The sequence below is a fragment of the Arthrobacter sp. K41 genome (assembly GCF_059089645.1).
The window spans coordinates 370,978-389,284 of record NZ_JBNHEW010000003.1 but is presented as its reverse complement, the minus strand read 5'-3'; the positions used below and the strand labels follow the sequence as shown (position 1 = coordinate 389,284).

Sequence of the window (18,307 nt, the reverse complement as noted above, 5' to 3'; positions counted from 1 at the left end):
AAATTCTGCGGAAGGGAAGGCTGCCATGTCGCCCACCAAAAGGAACGCTGCGGAACTGCTGGAGCCCCACCGGCGGCGGCCCACCCGGATCGGCCTGGTATCCGGGGGATTGGGTGCGTACTGGCCCCAGTTCCCCGACCTCCTGCCCCAGCTTGAGGATTCAGCCCGGTACGTCACCTCCCGCTTTCGGGAGCTGGATGCGGAGGTGGTGGATGCGGGCTTCATCTCCGATGCCACCCAGGCGGTTGCGGCGGGGGAGAAGCTCCGGCAGGTTGACTGCGACCTGATCGTCATCTTCCTCGCCACCTACCTGACGTCCTCCATGGTTCTGCCCGTAGCCCAGCGCTCCGGGAGCCCGGTGCTTGTCATCGACCTTCAGCCCACCGAAGCGATGGACCACGCAAACTTCGACACCGGTGCCTGGCTGGCCTACTGCGGCCAATGCCCGGTACCTGAGGTAGCTAACGTTTTCCGCCGGGCGGGGATCGACTTTCGGTCCGTCTCAGGGCATTTGAAGCAGGACTCGGCCTGGGAACGGATCAACCAGTGGGTCCACGCAGCAGGCGTCCGGGCCAGGCTTAGAAACGCACGGCACGGCTTGATGGGGCACCTGTATCCGGGCATGCTGGACGTCGCCACCGACCTCACCACCGTCTCGACGAGCTTCGGATCCCACGTGGAAGTGCTCGAATTTGATGACCTGCGGGAACGGGTGAAGGCCGTGACCGACGCCGAGGTGTCCGAGCGGCTCTCCCTGGCCCGTGAACTGTTCGTCCTCGATGAGTCCGTCAACGACGACGACTTCGCCTGGGGTGCCAGGGTTTCAGTCGGGCTGGACCGGCTGGTGGAAGACTTCGACCTGGACTCGGTGGCTTATTACCACCGCGGACTGGCGGGGGAGCAGCATGAGCGGCTGGGCGCCGGCATGATCCTGGGTTCCTCGATCCTGACGGCCCGTGGAATTCCCATGGCAGGGGAGTACGAGCTGCGGACCTCCATTGCCATGCTCGCTGCCCACGCCATTGGTGCCGGCGGTTCCTTCACCGAAATCCAGGCCCTGAACTTTTTCGACAACGTGGTGGAGATGGGGCATGACGGGCCTGCGCACCTGGCTGTCTCCTCGAAGGATCCGCTCCTGCGCGGCCTGGGCGTTTATCACGGCAAGCGCGGGTGGGGAGTTTCGGTCGAGTTCGACGTCCAGCCCGGTCCTGTCACCACCCTCGGCCTGGGCCAGGACCCGGATGGCAAGTACGTTTTCGTGACGTCGGAAGGGACGGTGGTTCCGGGTCCGCTGCTGGCCATCGGAAACACTACTTCGCGCGTGAACTTCGGCGGGGATCCAGGGATCTGGGTGGACCGGTGGAGCCAGACCGGGATCGGTCACCACTGGGCCCTGTGCCTTGGGCACCGGGCCGCGGACATCAAGGCCGCGGCCTCGCTGTTGGGACTCGAACACCGGCATGTGTCGCTGCCATGAGGCGCCAGACTTTTTGCCCGGAAAGGTGCTGGTCAGTCCTGGTTACAGAGGCCAACACGAAATAAATTACTAAGCAGACTTCCCTTTTGATGCTAAGCATGCTTACGGTAGGGGGGCAGCTAGCGCACAGCCTTCAGCAGAGAGGGCGGAGGCCGAGTGCCGGGATAACCGGTGCCGGGACATCCATGGCCAGCTATGCCCAGCGCAACGACAAATCCAAGGAGACGTCATGCTCAACAGGGAAAACATTGAAAGCCTGCTCCACAAGGGCGGCAACGTCGTCGGTTCCGACGGCGAGAAGATCGGCTCGATCGGTCAGCTGTACGCGGACGACGACACGGGCGAGCCGACATGGGTCACCGTCAAGACGGGACTTTTCGGCACTTCCCAGTCCTTCGTCCCCGTTGAAGGCGCCCACACCCAGGGTGATGACCTCGTGGTTCCCTACAGCAAGGAACACGTCAAGGACGCCCCGCGCGTCGACGTCGACGGACACCTCACCCCTGAGGAAGAGGACCGGCTGTACACCTACTACGAGCGTGGTGCCCGGACCTACTCGGACACCACCCGTGGCGATGTGGACCTGCAAGGTGATGCAGACCTGAACGCCGGCACTCCCAACGCCGGGACCGCAGGCTACGCATCCGACCGCGACACCGTAGGCCACGACACGTCCGGCCCCACCACCGATGACGCCATGACCCGCTCAGAGGAACAGCTCCGCGTGGGCACCGAGCGCCAGGCTGCCGGCAGGGCACGGCTCCGGAAGTACGTCACCACGGAAAACGTCACCACGACCGTCCCGGTGCAGCGTGAAGAAGTCCGCCTGGAGCGCGAGCCCATCACGGACGCCAACCGCGGAGCGGCGCTCGACGGCCCGGACATCAGCGAAGAGGAACACGAAGTGATCCTGCATGAGGAACGCCCCGTGGTTCAGAAGGAAACGGTCCCGGTGGAGCGCGTGCGACTCGACAAGGACGTTGTCCAGGAGAACGTCACGGTCAACGAGGAAGTCCGCAAGGAGCACATCGAAGCCGACGGCGACGGCATCGACCGCGATCTGCGCCGCGATGACGACCGGCGCCTCTGATCCCCGCATAACAGTACTGCTGACGCGCCGCTGAACGGACCGGCGCCAGGCAGCCACAGCAAACGACGCCGGGAGTCCACTTGGGGGCTCCCGGCGTCGTTGTGCATGCGGTACTTCTCTTGTGCCGGGCCGGCCTGCTGCTGGTGCCTGCCGGCCGCGGAGATGCTGGTGCAGCCGCCCGGAAAGCGGCGACTGCACCAGCCAGTAGGACGAATATCTTCAGAACTTAGGGTTCTTCTTTCATTCGCGGCTCCTGTTTCCCGGGTTACGGATTCCGGGCTACCTCCTGTCGGCGGTCATGTTCCTCGAGAACAGCCAGCCGGCAGCGATCATTGCAACGCCCAGCACCAGGTGGGTCCAGTTGTCCATCACGTTCAGCGACAGGAAGTTGGCCGCTGAATCGACTCCGACAATAAGCCCGAAAATGGCCAGGACGATGTACAGCGCACCCGCTCCCAGAAGGAAGTTCCGTGCTCCATGTTCTGTACGGGACATCGCCCAGCCGGTTGCGCCGATGGCCACCTGCACAATGTTGAGCAGCATGGACACCTGGAACAGCCCGAGGAACATGGCGTGCGAAGCCGGTCCGAGGAACATCAGTTCGCTGTACTGGGTGGTGACGCCGGGGATGAACCCCAGGACGCCCACCAGCATCAAAACGATCCCCACTCCCATGCCCACGTTCTGGACGTCTGCCCGTCCAAAGTGAACGCCGTGCGCATGGTGGGATGCGGTAGTCATTTTCTTGCCTCCAACCACTAATAGTGGACGCTTCAATTTTACGGCGGACCACTGCGAAAAGCGCCGCCACGAGCCCCATTGAACATCCAGTCGGCCAGGGCGTTACGCCTGTCGGTCACGGGCCAAGACACGTGCCCGTGACACCATGGACATCAATGAAACTGCGCGCTGATCAGACCGGAAACCGTGGCCTTCCCATGCCCTTGTGGCTGCAGGGCGCCGTTGAAACGGCCCAGGCAGCCTTCATCTCGGCACTGGTGGTGCTTGCGCCGATCCTCGCCGTTTGGGCTACCGCCGGTTTCCAGGACGGAGCCTTCGATTTCCTGGCGCGCCTGGCTGGCCAGTCCTGGCTGTTGGTCCATGGCGTGCCCCTGGAACTGACTGCTGCTGGTTCGGAGTCCGCCGCCGCTTCCGGTGCCGGACTGCTCGCGCTCGTTCCGCTTGGTTTGACCCTGATCCCTTTCCTGCTTGCCTGGCGCGCCGGCCGCCGGCTGGCCCGTGCCTCCTATACGGACCAGCTGTGGCAGGCACTCCTCGGGTCCTGGGTGGTGTACTCGGCCTTCGGAGCGGCGACCGGCTTCATTTGCCGCACGCCCGACGTCGGGATCGATGCGTGGCACGCAATGTTCATCCCCCTTATTCCTTTCGCCCTGGGCATGGTGGTCGGCGCACGGCGCGAGGCCGGCTCCTGGAGCCGGCTGATCGGCGTCGACGCGGTGGACTGGATTTCCCGCACCAGCCAGCACTCCCGCTGGGCCGGGTCCTATCTCGCCTCGGCCGCGAAGGCCGGTTTTGTTGCGGTGCTTTCTGCCCTGGTACTGGCCGCGGTGCTGCTGGCCGTTGACCTTTTGATCCACTGGAACCTCGTGGTCGCGGTGTACGAAGCGCTCGACGCCGGCGCGGTGGGAGGTGCCGCACTCACCATCGCGCAGCTGGGCTTCCTGCCAAACCTCGTGGTTTTTGCCCTGGCCTGGACGTCGGGTTCGGGCTTTGCCATGGGCGCCGGTTCCCAGGTGGGCCCGCTGGGGACCGCCGTCGGTCCGCTGCCTTCGATTCCGGTGCTCGCCGCCATCCCGTCCGGTCCCCTGGAGTACGCGTTCGTTGCCTTGATCGTCCCGGTGCTGGCCGGTGTCCTGGCGGGCTGGTGGTTCCTCCGGGAAGGGGAGAACCACTTCGACGAATGGCTTGCCATCAAGGTCCGGGTGCGCTGGTTCACGGCCGCCGTTTCAACCCTGGTTCTTGGGATTCTTTGCGGACTGGCGGCGGGGTTGATGACTGCCGCTCTGGCCTGGCTGGCGCGTGGCTCCGCGGGGATTGGACGCCTCACGGATATCGGCCCCGACCCTTTATGGACGGGAGTCTGGGTGGCGGCGGAGGTGGGAGCCGGCGTCGTCATTGGCTACGCGGCGGGACCCTGGCTTGAACGTGAGCAACCGGCAGTGGAACAGGACGCTGAATTGGTCCGATAGGTCGTGCTGCCTTCAAGGGAGGCCGCTCTAGGGGAGCTGCGAGGGCAGGGATTCTTCCAGCTGCACGCGGCATGCCGACTGCGCCTTATCCGTCAGGGCCCGTCCGACACACGCCTGATACTCACTAATATCGTTGAAGAACAGCGATGTGACCAGGATCAGCAGCACCATGAGGGCGGACACCACCAGGCCGGAAATCGTACCAATGAGGACCAGCCGGGACTCCTTCAACCGTGCTGCCCGGACCAGCAGAACCACGCCAAGGGCAATGCTCGCGGCCGTCAGGAGTGCTGTAAGCCAAAGGTAGTTGACGTCCAGCTGGTAGACGAAGAACGCTCCCAGCACCGTCACCACGAAGATCCGGAACAGGGTATGGGTCTTGGCAAGCGAGGCCTTCGCTGCCTCGCTGAGCGGCTGTTTTGTGCGCTGCCATCCAGCCGGTTCCGGTGTGCTGTTCATGTTTTCCAGCCTACGCGAGGCTGCCCATAAGCTAGTGCCATGCGTATCGTCGTCCTCGTTTCCGGAACCGGGTCCAACCTCCAGGCAGTTATCGACGCGGTTAAAGCAGGGGAACTGGACATCGAGATCGCCGCCGTCGGTGCCGACCGGCCAGGCACTTTCGGGGTGGAGCGGGCTGCGGCGGCAGGCATCCCGACATTCGTGGTTGACTTCAAGGCCTACCCGGACCGGGCTGAGTGGAACGCTGCCCTGACCGAGGCCGTCGCGGGGTTCGAGCCCGATGTGGTGGTTTCCTCGGGGTTCATGCGGATTGTGAGCCCCGGGTTCATCGACGCGTTCGGCGGCAGGTACCTCAACACTCATCCCGCCCTTCTCCCGTCCTTTCCCGGGGCCCACGGCGTGCGCGACGCCATGGCCTATGGCGTGAAGGTGACCGGCTGCACCGTGCATTGGGCGGACGCCGGGGTGGACACGGGCCCCATCATCGCCCAGGAGGCCGTGGCCATCGAGGAGTCAGACACTGAGGAAAGCCTGCACGAGCGCATCAAGGTGGTGGAACGCCGGCTGCTGGTGTCCACCCTGGCCTCCCTCGCTGCAACCCGCCGCTCCGGCCTCCCCAACTAACTCGCATTTGTTGTCGTTTTGAGCCCGCAAAACGACAACTATTGCGAGTCAGATGGCGGGCTGCGCTTCAGCCTGTGGACAACCGCCGAAGGGCTCTGCGGGCCTGCCAGCATTGATTCGTGAAGACCCCTCGTCCCCTGCCCGATCAGCTGGCCGTAGCACCTTTCACGTCCCAGGAGGCGGTCGACGCCGGCGTGAGCCTCAGGCGGTTACGGCACCGGGCGCTGTACTCACCCAGCCGTGGCATACGGGAGCCTCATGACACACCCGCTCCGGCGGAGCGGTTCACACCGGAAGCCATCCGCCCGTTTTCCCGGGTGACCGAGTTTTCAGCGGCGTCCCATGCCACAGCGTTCAGGTTCTGGCAGTTTCCCGGGTTTCTGCCCGCAGCAACGGATCCGCTCATCCACATTTCGCGGCCCGACACGATGGCCATTCCACGTCGCAGGGGCGTAGTGGGCCATGTGGGACAGTTCTTCGACGACGAGATTGTGTCCGTCAACGGGCTGTTGGTGACCAGCAGGCTGCGGACCTGGCTGGACTGCTCGCGGCGAATGAGCATCACGGAGCTGACAGTGGTGGCGGTTCACCTGCTCCGGATTCCGCGGTTCGACTTTGAGGGCCGGAAGGAGCCATACGCCACCCGGGAAGAAATGGCTGACATGTTGGACCGGCACAAGGGAACCCCGGGCATCAGGAAGGCCAGGGTGGCGCTGGACCAGGCGAAAGTGGGTTCAGACTCCGCCCCGGAAACGAGGCTCCGGCTTGCGTTGGAGGACAATGGCCTGCCCGAACCCCTGCTGAACACACCCACGGAACTGAGTGCCGGCGTCGTACGGCAACCCGGCTTGAGTTATCCGGAACAGAAGGTAGCAGTGGAGTACGACGGCGAGGGACACTCGGAGGCGGCGCAGATTGACCGGGACATTGCCCGCGAAGAGGACTTCAGCCGTGCCGGCTGGCTGCTGGTGAGGATATACAAGCGCCACATGCAGCTCGAGGCGAAGGCCGCGGTCCGCAAGGTCCGCTGCGGACTCGTCGCCCGGGGCTGGCCGGAAAAGTAGCTCGCAGTTGTTGTCGTTTTGAGGGCTCAAAACGACAACAACTGCGAGTCAGTTGGGAGGCGAGGAGGGGAGGAGGGGAGGGGGAGCGGGTTATTCGAGGCGGCGCTGCTTGGTTTCCGGGGAGAAGAACGCCATCCACAAAACGGCCAGCAGCACCAGGCCCCCGGCGAGGGCGAAGGATGTGGCCAGGCCCAGTTCCGGCCAGAAGTAGTTTGCGAAAATCAAGGGCCCGAAGCCCGCGCCGAGCCGGGAAAACGTGGAGGCCCAGCCAAAGCCCGTTCCGCGCAGCTCAGTGGGGTAGAGCTCTGAAACGTAGGCGTAGAGCACCGGGATGGCCACCTGCACCACGAACCCGAACACTAGCAGCCAGAACACTGCCGCAGTCGGGATGTCCACCACGATGGCCACGATCACCAGCGTCAGTGCGGACAGCGGCCCGGTGATGGCGAGGATCCACTTGCGGCCCACCCGCTCCACCAGCAGGGCCGCCACGATCACACCCAGGAGCCCGACGGCGGCCATGGACGCGGTGGTGACGAACGCCTTGTACTCGGCAAAGCCGGCACCAATCAAAATGCGCGGCATCCAGGTCAGGGACAGGTAGTACACCAACAGGATGGAGAAGAACAGCGACCAGGCAGCAGCGGTGATTTTCCAGTTGTACTGCCACACGAGCCGCAGCTGGTGCCAGGCGCTGCCGGCGGAAAGCCGCGGCACTTCCTTGGCGTCGGGGAGGCTGTAGGCCCGGGCTTCAGCGCCGGTTGCCGCCACCAATTCATCAATGACCCGGGCCGCTTCCTCGCGCCGGCCCTTGCGGATCAGGAACAGCGGGGACTCCGGAACGCTCCGGCGGACCCAGAAGACGAGGAGCGCCGGCAGTACCATCACCAGCATGGTCAACCGCCAGTCGCCGTACAGGGCTACGAGCCCGGCGGACACAAAGCCGGCCAAAGCGGCACCTACGGGCCACCATCCGTCCATGGCCGTCAGCACTTTGCCGCGCTGTTTGCGGGGAGTGAACTCACCCACCAGGGCGTAGTCCACCGGAATGCAGCCGCCCAACCCGAACCCGGCCATGAACCGGAAAATGCAGAACCAGATGAAGTCGGGGGAGAAGGCGCCCAGCACCGTAAAGAGGGAAAAGATCAGCAGCGTGGCAGTAAACGCCTTTTTCCGCCCGATGGTGTCCGCGATGGTGCCCCAGACGAAAGCGCCAAGAGCCATTCCGATCAGGTTGGACGTCCCCACCCACGCCACCTCGCCCGGGGTGAGTGCCCAGTGCTTGGAAAGCAGCGGAATGAGGATGCCGTTCAAGGTCACGTCCCAGGCATCGAACATGAACCCGAGGCCCCCGATCAAAAAGATCCTGCCCTGGACTTTCCATCGCCAGGGCAGTTCCTGGACCACCTGTTCGCCGCTCGGCACAGTGGTGTAAGTATTCATCGCCGCCTCCTGAAAGAACTTTAGCCGGGCCCGGTGGCGTTCACACTTCGGCGTGCACGGAGCCTTCACGCGGGGCAAAGTGCACTTCGCGATAAACTGGCCCTATCCCCACCAACCGCGGCACTGTTCCGCGACATAAGACGGAGACATTTGTGAGCTTCACGCAGCATGAGCGCGTATCCATTGACCGTGTTCCCATCCGCCGGGCGCTGATCTCGGTTTACGACAAGACCGGTCTGGAGGAGCTTGCCCAGGGCCTGCATGCCGTGGGAGTGAAGCTGGTATCCACCGGGTCCACGGCCAAGAAGATTGCTGCCGCGGGCATCCCTGTGCAGGAGGTTGAGGAAGTCACCGGGTCCCCGGAGATGCTGGACGGCCGCGTCAAGACCCTGCACCCGCGGGTTCACGGCGGCATCCTGGCCGACCGCCGCGTTGAGGCGCACATGGAAACGCTGGTCAACATGGAGATCGAGCCTTTCGATTTGGTGGTGGTGAACCTCTACCCGTTCGTGGAAACCGTCAAGTCCGGCGCCGCCCAGGACGACGTGGTCGAACAGATCGATATCGGCGGCCCGGCCATGGTGCGGTCCGCGGCAAAAAACCATGCTGCCGTCGCCATCGTGGTGGACCCCTCCTTCTACGGCCAGGTGGTCACCGCGGCCGCGGAAGGCGGCTTTGACCTGAACACACGACGGCGTCTCGCCGCCAAGGCGTTCGCCCACACGGCCTCCTACGACAACGCCGTGGCCACCTGGACCGCGAGCCAGTTCCTGGACGAAGACGGCGACGGAGTGATTGATTGGCCCGCCTACGCCGGCCTCTCCCTGGAACGCTCCGAGGTCCTTCGTTATGGCGAGAACCCGCACCAGCAGGCGGCGCTCTACGTGGACAAGGCCGCTCCGGCGGGCATCGCGCAGGCTGACCAGCTGCACGGCAAGGCCATGAGCTACAACAACTTCGTGGACGCCGACGCCGCCCTCCGTGCCGCCTACGACTTCGCCGAGCCGGCAGTGGCCATCATCAAGCACGCCAACCCCTGTGGCGTTGCCGTCGGTTCCGCGGATGCCGCTGATCCGATTGCCGATGCCCACACCAAGGCACACGCCTGTGACCCTGTGTCCGCGTTCGGCGGCGTCATCGCAGCCAACCGCACGGTGACCGCCGGCATGGCCAACACCGTCAAGGACATCTTCACCGAGGTTGTCATTGCGCCTGGTTTCGAACCCGAAGCCGTGGAGATCCTGTCCAAGAAAAAGAACATCCGCCTGCTTGCCCTGCCGGAAGGTTACGGCCGCTACCCGTCGGAGATCCGCCAGGTTTCCGGCGGCGTCCTGGTCCAGGTCACTGACAAGGTGGATGCCGACGGCGACAACCCCGCCAACTGGACCCTGGCCGCCGGTGAAGCCGCGGACGAGAAGACCCTCGCAGACCTTGCCTTCGCCTGGACCGCCTGCCGTGCCGCCAAGTCCAACGCCATCCTGCTGGCCCAGGACGGCGCAGCCGTGGGCATCGGCATGGGCCAGGTCAACCGCCTGGATTCCTGCCGCCTGGCCGTCGAGCGGGCGAACACGCTGGGCGTGACGGTGGAGTCCGACGTCGACGGCGCCGGCGGTGCCACCAACGTCGGGACGGCAGGCTCAGGCGCGGGCGGAGCACCCGAGCGAGCCCGGGGCGCCGTTGCAGCCTCGGACGCCTTCTTCCCGTTTGCGGATGGACTGCAGATCCTGGTCGACGCCGGGGTCCGCGCGGTGGTCCAGCCCGGCGGTTCGGTGCGCGACGAGGAAGTCATTGCTGCTGCTAACGCGGCCGGCGTCACCATGTACTTCACGGGAGCCCGTCACTTCTTCCACTAGGCCGCACCGCCGCCATGACGGCGTGGTCCCCGGTGGGATAAACACCGACGGCGCCTGTCCCCGCGAAGGGGCCAGGCGCCGTCGTTGTTTGAGAAGGTACTACGGGACTGGAACAAGGGCCGGTGCAAGGGAGGCGCTGGTGAACGCCGTCTGGATTTCCGTCCCCCAGTACGGGCCGTACATAACGCCGGCGCCCTTGTAGCCGTAGCTGTTGACTGAGTTCTGGTACCCGGCCATAAACGGGTCGGTGCCTTGGACGAGCCACGGCCCGCCGGAGGAGCCGCCGGTCATGTCGCAGGGAATGCCGCGGCTTTCAAACTGGGTGTTGGTGGTATCCGGGCTGGTGGTTCCGGAACAGCTCCAAAGTGCCTGCCCGTCGAACGGTTTGGAGGACGGGTAGCCGAAAGCCTTGATGGTCAGGCCGTCCCTGGGCCCGACGAAGAGGGGCTCTGAACCGCCCACCACCGCCGTAAGGGGCTCAGGATTCTTGTCCTGGGTGACCACCACGAAGCCGGTGTCGTACTTCATGCTGCCCGTCTCGTTCCACTCTTTCGGCAGGTGGTACGACGTTCCAACCCATTCCCCGTACTGCGCCGGGCCGTTCTCATACGCCGGGACGAAGACGAACCTTGTGGGTTTCGAGTTGGGACCGTCACTGAGGCAGTGCGCGGCAGTGGCCACAACGCTTCCGTTAGCTGACGACAGGGCGTTGCCGGAGCAGACGTAGTCGCCACTGCCCAGGGAAACAAACACCTTGCCAACGTGCTTAACAGGGGCCTCACGCACAGCGATGGTCAGCTTGCCCTTGGCCGGCTTCGGCTTCTTATCCTGGCCTTTTTCGACAGTATCGGGGTTGGCGGGGTTGCTGCGTTCGAATGCCTTGGCTGCCAACACCTCACCCGGGATCGCGTTCCGCATCCGCTCTTCGGTCCAGTACTCGGCAGCGCCCGTGCTCTCAAGCGCCCCGCCCACGGAGGCGGTGGTGTCCTTTTTGTCGGAACCGGCAGGTGCTGCGCTTGCTCCGCCCGCTGCGCCGAGTGCCAAAACGGCGGCTGCCGAGAGGGTCAGGAAGCCTAAGGCCGCGGACCTTGTGCGAGTCATGGTTGTCCTGTCTGAACTGGGAAAACGTGGGAAGCGCCGAGAGTGACGATGTGAATGTATCCTCTCAGTCAATTTTTGTAAATGTACTTTGACCAGCTCACAACGCGGTCTGGCTGGCCGGTTTCGGCGGGAGGGAAAGCGCTGGGACATTTCGGCAGGGCGGGCACCCGGGTGCGGGACGCCGTCGTACGTTTTCCATCGCTGTAATCCTGCCCGCGGGCCGGGTAACCCAGAAGCTCCAGTAGGGTTCAAACCCTTGTCCTCGGGTAGGTTATACATGGTGAAACTGAACAAATTTCACAACCCAAGCCGACCCACAGGGAGACGCCCGCGCATGTCCAAGATCATCTACACCCACACCGACGAAGCGCCGATGCTGGCTACCTATTCGTTCCTGCCCATCATCGAGGCGTTCGCCTCGACAGCAGGTGTGGAGGTGGAGACCCGCGACATTTCGCTCGCCGGCCGCATCATCGCCGTCTTCGGTGACTACCTGACGGCCGAGCAGCAGATCGGTGACGCCCTTGCTGAACTCGGTGAGCTGGCGAAGACGCCGGAAGCCAACATCATCAAGCTGCCCAACATCAGCGCTTCCATCCCCCAATTGAAGGCAGCAATTGCCGAACTGCAGGGCCAGGGCTACGCCCTCCCGGACTACCCGGACAACCCGTCCTCGGATGAGGAAACTGCCGTCCGCTCCCGCTACGACAAGATCAAGGGCTCCGCCGTGAACCCGGTCCTGCGCGAGGGAAACTCGGACCGCCGCGCACCCCTGTCCGTCAAGAACTACGCGCGCCAGAACCCGCACTCCATGGGTGCCTGGACCGCCGATTCGAAGACCAACGTTGCCACCATGGGCAAGGATGACTTCCGCTCCAACGAGAAGTCCGTTGTCATCGAGTCCGAGGGCACCATCACCATCCAGCTCGTCCGGAAAGACGGCTCAGTCAAGGTCCTGAAGAAGGCCTTCCCGGTGCAGGCCGGCGAGGTCATCGACGGTACCGTCATGCGCGCAGCCGCCCTGGACGAGTTCCTGAAGGCCCAGGTTGCCCGCGCCAAGGAAGAGGGCATCCTGTTCTCCGCCCACCTCAAGGCCACCATGATGAAGGTCTCGGACCCCATCATCTTCGGCCACGTGGTCAAGGCCTACTTCGCCGAGCTCTTTGACACCTACGGCAAGCAGCTCGCAGCCGCAGGAATCAGCCCGAACAACGGCCTGGCTGCCATCCTCAGCAGCCTTGAGGACCTGCCGGAAGACGTCCGTGAAGGCGTCCAGTCCCTCATCAAGAAGGGCCTCGAAGAGGGTCCCGCCCTGGCCATGGTGGACTCGGACAAGGGAATCACCACCCTCAACGTCCCCAGCGATGTCATCGTGGACGCGTCCATGCCCGCCATGATCCGCAGCTCCGGCCACATGTGGGGCCCGGACGGCAAGGAAGCGGACACCCTCGCGGTGCTGCCGGACAGCTCCTACGCCGGCATCTACCAGGTGGTCCTCGACGACTGCCGTGCGAACGGTGCCTACGATCCCACCACCATGGGAACCGTACCCAACGTGGGCCTGATGGCCCAGGCAGCCGAGGAATACGGCAGCCACGACAAGACCTTCGAAATCCAGGAAGCCGGCACCGTTCAAATCGTGGACGGCTCCGGCAACGTCCTGATTGAACACCAGGTTTCCGAGGGTGACATCTGGCGCGCCTGCCAGACCAAGGACCTGCCCATCCGCGACTGGGTCAAGCTGGCCGTCACCCGTGCCCGTGCCTCCCAGACGCCGGCCGTGTTCTGGCTGGACGAGGAACGCCCGCACGACGCCAACCTCATCACCAAGGTCAACGAGTACCTGCAGGAGCACGACACCGAGGGCCTGGACATCCGGATCATGTCCCCGGTGAAGGCCATCGCGTTCACCCTGGACCGCATCCGCAAGGGCGAGGACACCATCTCGGTCTCCGGCAACGTCCTGCGCGATTACCTCACCGACCTGTTCCCCATCCTGGAGCTGGGCACCAGCGCCAAAATGCTCTCCGTTGTTCCGCTGATGAACGGCGGCGGGCTCTTCGAGACCGGCGCCGGCGGATCCGCCCCGAAGCACGTCCAGCAGCTGCTCAAGGAAAACCACCTGCGCTGGGACAGCCTGGGTGAGTTCCTGGCCCTGGCCGTGAGCTTCGAACACCTGGCCACCACCACGGGCAACGCCCGGGCCCAGGTCCTGGCCGACACCCTGGACCGTGCCACCGGCACTTTCCTGTTGGAGAACAAGTCGCCCAGCCGCCGCGCAGGCGAACTGGACAACCGTGGCAGCCACTACTTCCTTGCCCGCTACTGGGCCGAGGAACTGGCCAAGCAGACGGACGACGCCGACCTGGCCGCCGCGTTCGGCCCCGTCGCCGAGGAGCTCTCCTCCAAGGAGGAAACCATCGTGGGCGAGCTGGCCGAGGTCCAGGGCTCCCCGGTGGACATCGGGGGCTACTACAACCCGGATGACGCGAAGGCTTCCGCCGTGATGCGCCCGTCCGCGACGCTGAACAAGGTTCTCGCCACCCTGAGCTAGGGGCGGCTGCTGGCAGACTGACTGGCCAGGCACAAAGAGGCGGTGCTCGGGTTTTATCCCGGGCACCGCCTCTTTTATGTTGGCAGCTGCTTAGCAGGTGCAGGCACCTGACGCGACGCCGTTGGGGGCAGAGGCCCAGCGGTTAGTCCTTGTCTTTGCCCTTGCCCTCGTTGTTTTTCTTGTCAGCATTGTTTCCGGTTGCGGGCGCTGGGGCCGGAGCAGGTTCCGGTACACTGGCGGGCGCCGGGGCCGGTGCCGGAGCAGGTTCCGGTGCAGGTTCCGGTGTCTCGATGGCCGCCGCTGAAGCCTGGGCGGCCGCCTGGTCCTTGGCAATCCTCGCGTCTTCTGCTGCCTTGGCCGCCGACGCAATAGCCTCTTCCAGGTCGGCGCGGACGGCCGCAGCAATGGTGGTGATGGTTTGTCGGCGCTCCTCGGAAATCTGGCCCTTGCCCTGGGCCGCTGCGAGCTCCGCTTCCAGGCCTTCCAGGGCCTTCATGGCTGTGGCGGGATCGTTCCTTGAGGATGCCTCGCTCACCTCCAGGACCCGCGCCTGGAGTTGCCGTGCCGCGGCGACCTGAAGGCCGGTCTCGCTGGGTCCGCAGCCACTCACGAGCGCTGCCGCCACAACGGCAGCCGTGCACGCCGCGGCAACCCGGACATGCCTTGCCGTCAGCTTCAAGCTCACGGCTCCACGCTCTTCTGGAGTTCCTCCAGGTGCTCGCCAAGGACGCCGGTCACCGTGGGATAGGGCACGACGTCGGGCGCGGACTGGGCGGACAGGCTCGCGAGCACTGCTGCTACGGCTGCAGCCACCACCACGAGGCCAAGGAGCACTGCCAGCCACAACCGTCCGCGCCGGGGCCCGGGTGACCGCTCCTTTTTAGACTGTTTCCCTTTAACCCCGACGGCGCGGGAGACCGCTTGAGCCGGCTCTATGGGGCCGGCTGCCTCGCGGAGCTCATCCACGGACTCCTCAGCGGTGATGGAGGGCGGGTGAAACGGCATTGCCGGCAGCACCCTGGTTGTCTCGGGAATCAGCTCTCCCGGGGTGGACGCCGGCGAAACCAGTGCCTGCCTGAGGGACGTCTCGATGTCCGCGGCGGCCGGGCGCTCAAGTGGCTCGATGGCTGTCATGGAGCGGATCAGGTCAGCCCACTCGGCCGGCAGGTCCTCGGGGATCTCCGGCGCCCGGTGCAGCCGTGCCACGGCAGATTCAACGGCGCCGCCCGGGTATTCCACAGTCCCCTTGATGCATTCAAGCAGTACAAGACCAAAGGAGTAGATGTCAGAGGCGGAGGACAGGGGCTGGCCCAGGGCTTGTTCCGGGCTGAGGTAGGCGGCAGTGCCCACCATTGTTCCCGTGGCCGTCAGCCGGGTGGAGTCAGCGATCCGGGCAATGCCGAAATCTGTGAGCTTGGGACGCAGCGGCTCCCCGGGCCGGATCTGGACCAGCAGGATATTGGCCGGTTTGATGTCCCGGTGGATGATCCCGAGGCCGTGGACATACGCCAGCGCATCGGCGATACCAGCGCCGATCACTGCCAGTTCCTCCAGTGGTACCTGGCTGTGCCGGATGCGGGCCCGCAGGTCCTGCCCATCGACGAGTTCCATGGTGAGGAAGGGCCTGGGCTCATCAGGGATCCGGTCATCAATTCCGGCGTCGAAAAGCGTGACGAGCCCGGGATGGTTGAGCGTGGCCAGAAGCTGTATTTCCGCTTCCTGCCGCTTCAGTTCATCGGCGTCCGGAGCCTGCGGGGCAAAGAGCTTCAGGGCGACGTCGCGGCCCAGGTTTTCATCCCGGGCACAGTAAACCGATGACATTCCGCCGCGGCCAATAACCTCGCCCAACCGATAACGTCCGCCAACCACTTCATTCTTGATGGAGCTAGGCGATTCCGCCACCATGACCCGTTCCTCCCGGTGCGCTGCGGCACTGTCCTAGATCAAATTATACGGGCGGTGGAGTAAACGGACGATTAGCTGCCAGCTTATGTTCTGCGACACGCCGGGGGTCCGCCTTGATGCCGGAAAGGTTGGCAGGGGCAGGGCATACAGCCTGTCCGGAGCCACTCCATCGGCGGCGGTGCCGTTTTATGCCTACGACGCTTTTGTAACAAGCCGTTCATCGTTGGGGTAGCTGACCCCCAGTTGTGCCCGGACTCCATCGAACAGACGCATGGTGTTCAAGGTGTCCTCAAGCGGCATCACCGGGCTTTCGGTGAGGCCCTGCTGGATGCACCGCGTTACCTCGCGCAGTTCGTAGGTGTATCCGCGGCCCACCGGATCGAAGGTTTCAACGCGGCGTTCGTCCCAGCCGGTTCCAATGATCAGCTCCCGCGGATTGTTGATGGAGCCGATGCTCTGCAGGAAGCCTTTGCTGCCCGCGACGGTGGCGGTGCGCGGGCCGTGGGCGAGCAGCGACGATGTGAGCTGCACCTGTGCGCCGTGGTTGTAGCCGAGGGTCAGGGCATTCTGGGCGTCTACGCCGTCGTCATTTACATGTCCTGTGGCGCTGACTGTCTGCGGAAAACCGAGCGTTCCCAGGGCCCAGAGCAGGGGGTAAACGGAGATGTCGAGCAGTGCGCCGCCGCCATCCTGCCTGGCCCAGAGCCTGGCGGTGGGGGAGTAGGGGGCGGGGAAGCCAAGGTCCGCGGTGACCCAGTGGATGTCCCCGATGTCTCCGGAGGCTGCGATGTCGAAAGCCCGCTGCATGGCCGGCAGGAACCGGCTCCACACGGCCTCCATGAGGAAGAGGTCTCGGCTTCGGGCCACTTCGATCAGCTCGGCCGCCTCCCGGGCATTGATGGTGAAGGCCTTTTCGCAGAGGACGTGTTTGCCGGCGTTGAGCGCAGCCAGCACGATCTCATGGTGCTGGGCGTGCGGCGTCGCCACGTACACCACGTCCACCGCATCATCGGCGAGCAAGCGTTCGTAACCGCGGGCCCCGGCGTCGTCCCCGTATGCCCGGGCGAACCCGTAGGCGGCGGCGAAGGCGTCACCCGTGTCCTGCGCGCGCGAGCTGACGGCATACAGCTCGGCATCGGTCAACAAGGCGAGATCCTGTGATACCGACCTTGCTATCCCGCCCGTGGCGATAACTCCCCAGCGGAGGGGAGTCCCGGTGGCGGTACAGGGGTCCTGGTCGGACTGGGTGGACAACCATGGCTTGGCGATAGGCGCACTCATGGTGCCCATCCTCTCACCGCGGTGCTGGAAACCGGGAGCGTTGTTGCGCAGACAACGAAAGGCCCGGCCCCGCAACGCGGGACCGGGCCTTTCAGTGGTCAAACTGCTTACTTGGTGATCGGTTCGAGGACCGGGTCGCCTGCGTAGGCGGTCTTCACGTTTTCAGCGGTGACGATGACCGGCTCCAGCAGGTATGCGGGAACGGTCTTGACGCCGTTGTTGTAGGAGTCCTTGTCGTTGATCTCCAGTTCCTTGCCGGCCTGGAGGTCCTTCACCATGGTGATGGCGTGCTCAACGAGCTTCCGGGTGTCCTTGTTGATGGTGGAGTACTGTTCGCCGGCCATGATGGACTTGACCGACTCAACTTCGGAGTCCTGCCCGGTGATGACGGGTGTCGGCTTGCCGGCGGCCTTGACCGAGGTCAGGACTGCGCGGGCCAGGGTGTCGTTGGGGGAGAGGACGCCGTCCAGTGACTCGTTGGTGTAGCTGCCGGTGAGCAGCGTATCAGCGCGTCGCTGGGCGTTCTCAGCCTTCCAGCCCTGGGTTACAGCCTGTTCGAAGCTGGTCTGCCCGGACACTACCTTGAGGGTGCCGTCGTCGATCTTCGGCTGCAGGACACTCATGGCGCCGTCGAAGAAGACCTTGGCGTTGGCATCGTCGGGGGAGCCGGCGAACAGTTCGATGTTGTACGGTCCCTCCGGCTTCTTGGCCTTGAGGCCGTCCAGCAGTGCCTGGCCCTGGAGCTCGCCCACCTTGAAGTTGTCGTAGGCCACGTAGTAGTCCACGTTCTCGGTGTTCAGCAGCAGGCGGTCATAGGCGATGACCGTGGCGCCGGCATCCTTGGCCTGCTTCAGCTGGGTGCCCAGCTGCGAGCCGTCGATGGCGCCGACGATGATGACCTTGGCGCCCTTGGTGACCATGGCGCTGATTTGGTTCTGCTGCTCGGACACGCCGCCGTTGGCGAACTGCACGTCAGCCTTGAACCCTGCGCCGTTGAGGCCGTCATTGAACAGCTTCTCCGCCAGGACCCAGTTTTCACTGGTCTTCTGGGGGAGTGCGACGCCGATGGAGGAGCTCTGTTCGAACCCTCCTGCGCCTTCGGTTCCGCCGCCTGTGCTGGGCTCGGAGCGTCCGCAGCCCGTCAGCGCCAGTGCTGCGATGGCAGCAACCGCTGCGGCCTTTCCTGCTTTACCAATCATTCGCATTGTTGGTTCTCTTTCTGTGTTGGTGTAACGCTGTTCAGGCC

15 protein-coding genes are annotated in these 18,307 nt (G+C 64.6%); 7 read left to right on the top strand and 8 right to left on the bottom strand.

The annotated features are described in order from the left end of the window. Positions 1-25: 25 nt before the first annotated feature. Both AC5RTE_RS09400 and AC5RTE_RS09395 read left to right on the top strand, forming a co-directional pair. Positions 26-1,477, top strand: coding sequence for an arabinose isomerase (locus AC5RTE_RS09400; RefSeq protein WP_494041117.1), 1,452 nt, complete (start codon positions 26-28; stop codon positions 1,475-1,477). 229 nt (positions 1,478-1,706) lie between these two features. Further along, positions 1,707-2,567, top strand: a complete 861-nt coding sequence (locus tag AC5RTE_RS09395; RefSeq protein WP_494041116.1) for a DUF2382 domain-containing protein — start codon at positions 1,707-1,709, stop codon at positions 2,565-2,567. 279 nt (positions 2,568-2,846) lie between these two features. On the opposite strand, the gene AC5RTE_RS09390 is transcribed toward AC5RTE_RS09395, so the two are convergent. Further along, complete coding sequence (locus AC5RTE_RS09390) at positions 2,847-3,308, bottom strand: DUF4383 domain-containing protein (protein WP_494041115.1); 462 nt, start codon at positions 3,306-3,308, stop codon at positions 2,847-2,849. Between the two features lie 155 nt (positions 3,309-3,463). Between AC5RTE_RS09390 and AC5RTE_RS09385 the strand changes: the two genes are divergently transcribed. Then, on the top strand, positions 3,464-4,777 hold the full coding sequence (locus AC5RTE_RS09385) for a cell division protein PerM (protein WP_494041114.1): 1,314 nt from the start codon (positions 3,464-3,466) through the stop codon (positions 4,775-4,777). 27 nt (positions 4,778-4,804) lie between these two features. Here the strand turns inward: AC5RTE_RS09385 and AC5RTE_RS09380 are convergent, their stop codons facing one another. After that, entirely contained in the window at positions 4,805-5,236 is a 432-nt protein-coding gene (locus tag AC5RTE_RS09380) for a hypothetical protein (RefSeq protein ID WP_494041113.1), read from the bottom strand. Between the two features lie 39 nt (positions 5,237-5,275). Between AC5RTE_RS09380 and purN the strand changes: the two genes are divergently transcribed. Then, positions 5,276-5,860, top strand: coding sequence for a phosphoribosylglycinamide formyltransferase (gene purN, locus AC5RTE_RS09375; protein ID WP_494041112.1), 585 nt, complete (start codon positions 5,276-5,278; stop codon positions 5,858-5,860). 119 nt (positions 5,861-5,979) lie between these two features. Next, positions 5,980-6,924: a hypothetical protein gene (locus AC5RTE_RS09370; RefSeq protein WP_494041111.1), complete on the top strand. Its 945-nt coding sequence runs from the start codon at positions 5,980-5,982 to the stop codon at positions 6,922-6,924. A gap of 90 nt (positions 6,925-7,014) precedes the next feature. Here AC5RTE_RS09370 and AC5RTE_RS09365 read toward each other — a convergent pair whose 3' ends face one another. Next, positions 7,015-8,367: an MFS transporter gene (locus AC5RTE_RS09365; RefSeq protein ID WP_494041110.1), complete on the bottom strand. Its 1,353-nt coding sequence runs from the start codon at positions 8,365-8,367 to the stop codon at positions 7,015-7,017. Positions 8,368-8,519: 152 nt separating this feature from the next. On the opposite strand from AC5RTE_RS09365, the gene purH reads away from it, so the two are divergent. Then, a complete protein-coding gene (purH, locus tag AC5RTE_RS09360) occupies positions 8,520-10,220 on the top strand; it encodes a bifunctional phosphoribosylaminoimidazolecarboxamide formyltransferase/IMP cyclohydrolase (protein WP_494041109.1) in 1,701 nt (566 codons plus the stop codon). Between the two features lie 99 nt (positions 10,221-10,319). Here the strand turns inward: purH and AC5RTE_RS09355 are convergent, their stop codons facing one another. Next, the gene (locus AC5RTE_RS09355) at positions 10,320-11,321 is read right to left on the bottom strand and encodes a trypsin-like serine peptidase (protein WP_494041108.1); all 1,002 of its coding nucleotides are present in this window, start codon (positions 11,319-11,321) and stop codon (positions 10,320-10,322) included. 334 nt (positions 11,322-11,655) lie between these two features. Here AC5RTE_RS09355 and AC5RTE_RS09350 point away from each other — a divergent pair, with 334 nt between their 5' ends. Beyond that, a complete protein-coding gene (locus tag AC5RTE_RS09350; protein WP_494041107.1) occupies positions 11,656-13,875 on the top strand; it encodes an NADP-dependent isocitrate dehydrogenase in 2,220 nt (739 codons plus the stop codon). Between the two features lie 142 nt (positions 13,876-14,017). Here the strand turns inward: AC5RTE_RS09350 and AC5RTE_RS09345 are convergent, their stop codons facing one another. The 4 genes from AC5RTE_RS09345 to AC5RTE_RS09330 all read right to left on the bottom strand — a co-directional run bounded on the left by AC5RTE_RS09345 (position 14,018) and on the right by AC5RTE_RS09330 (position 18,266). Beyond that, positions 14,018-14,560 carry an FIMAH domain-containing protein gene (locus AC5RTE_RS09345; protein ID WP_494041106.1) on the bottom strand — a complete coding sequence of 181 codons (543 nt, stop codon included), beginning with the start codon at positions 14,558-14,560 and terminating at the stop codon, positions 14,018-14,020. Beyond that, positions 14,557-15,780, bottom strand: a complete 1,224-nt coding sequence (locus AC5RTE_RS09340) for a serine/threonine-protein kinase (RefSeq protein ID WP_494041105.1) — start codon at positions 15,778-15,780, stop codon at positions 14,557-14,559. Before AC5RTE_RS09340 ends, AC5RTE_RS09345 begins: the two co-directional genes overlap by 4 nt. A 192-nt stretch (positions 15,781-15,972) precedes the next feature. Further along, the gene (locus AC5RTE_RS09335; protein ID WP_494041104.1) at positions 15,973-17,061 is read right to left on the bottom strand and encodes a Gfo/Idh/MocA family protein; all 1,089 of its coding nucleotides are present in this window, start codon (positions 17,059-17,061) and stop codon (positions 15,973-15,975) included. A gap of 107 nt (positions 17,062-17,168) precedes the next feature. Further along, on the bottom strand, positions 17,169-18,266 hold the full coding sequence (locus AC5RTE_RS09330) for a substrate-binding domain-containing protein (RefSeq protein ID WP_494041103.1): 1,098 nt from the start codon (positions 18,264-18,266) through the stop codon (positions 17,169-17,171). Positions 18,267-18,307: the final 41 nt, after the last annotated feature.

Excerpts from the sequence above, each read along its gene's own strand:
- AC5RTE_RS09390 (WP_494041115.1), bottom strand. The coding sequence starts at position 3,308 with ATGACTACCGCATCCCACCATGCGCACGGCGTTCACTTTGGACGGGCA.
- AC5RTE_RS09335 (WP_494041104.1), bottom strand. The coding sequence starts at position 17,061 with ATGAGTGCGCCTATCGCCAAGCCATGGTTGTCCACCCAGTCCGACCAG.
- AC5RTE_RS09365 (WP_494041110.1), bottom strand. The coding sequence starts at position 8,367 with ATGAATACTTACACCACTGTGCCGAGCGGCGAACAGGTGGTCCAGGAA.
- AC5RTE_RS09355 (WP_494041108.1), bottom strand. The coding sequence starts at position 11,321 with ATGACTCGCACAAGGTCCGCGGCCTTAGGCTTCCTGACCCTCTCGGCA.
- purN (WP_494041112.1), top strand. The coding sequence starts at position 5,276 with ATGCGTATCGTCGTCCTCGTTTCCGGAACCGGGTCCAACCTCCAGGCA.
- AC5RTE_RS09385 (WP_494041114.1), top strand. The coding sequence starts at position 3,464 with ATGAAACTGCGCGCTGATCAGACCGGAAACCGTGGCCTTCCCATGCCC.
- AC5RTE_RS09350 (WP_494041107.1), top strand. The coding sequence starts at position 11,656 with ATGTCCAAGATCATCTACACCCACACCGACGAAGCGCCGATGCTGGCT.
- AC5RTE_RS09400 (WP_494041117.1), top strand. The coding sequence starts at position 26 with ATGTCGCCCACCAAAAGGAACGCTGCGGAACTGCTGGAGCCCCACCGG.
- AC5RTE_RS09395 (WP_494041116.1), top strand. The coding sequence starts at position 1,707 with ATGCTCAACAGGGAAAACATTGAAAGCCTGCTCCACAAGGGCGGCAAC.
- AC5RTE_RS09330 (WP_494041103.1), bottom strand. The coding sequence starts at position 18,266 with ATGCGAATGATTGGTAAAGCAGGAAAGGCCGCAGCGGTTGCTGCCATC.
- AC5RTE_RS09380 (WP_494041113.1), bottom strand. The coding sequence starts at position 5,236 with ATGAACAGCACACCGGAACCGGCTGGATGGCAGCGCACAAAACAGCCG.
- AC5RTE_RS09340 (WP_494041105.1), bottom strand. The coding sequence starts at position 15,780 with ATGGTGGCGGAATCGCCTAGCTCCATCAAGAATGAAGTGGTTGGCGGA.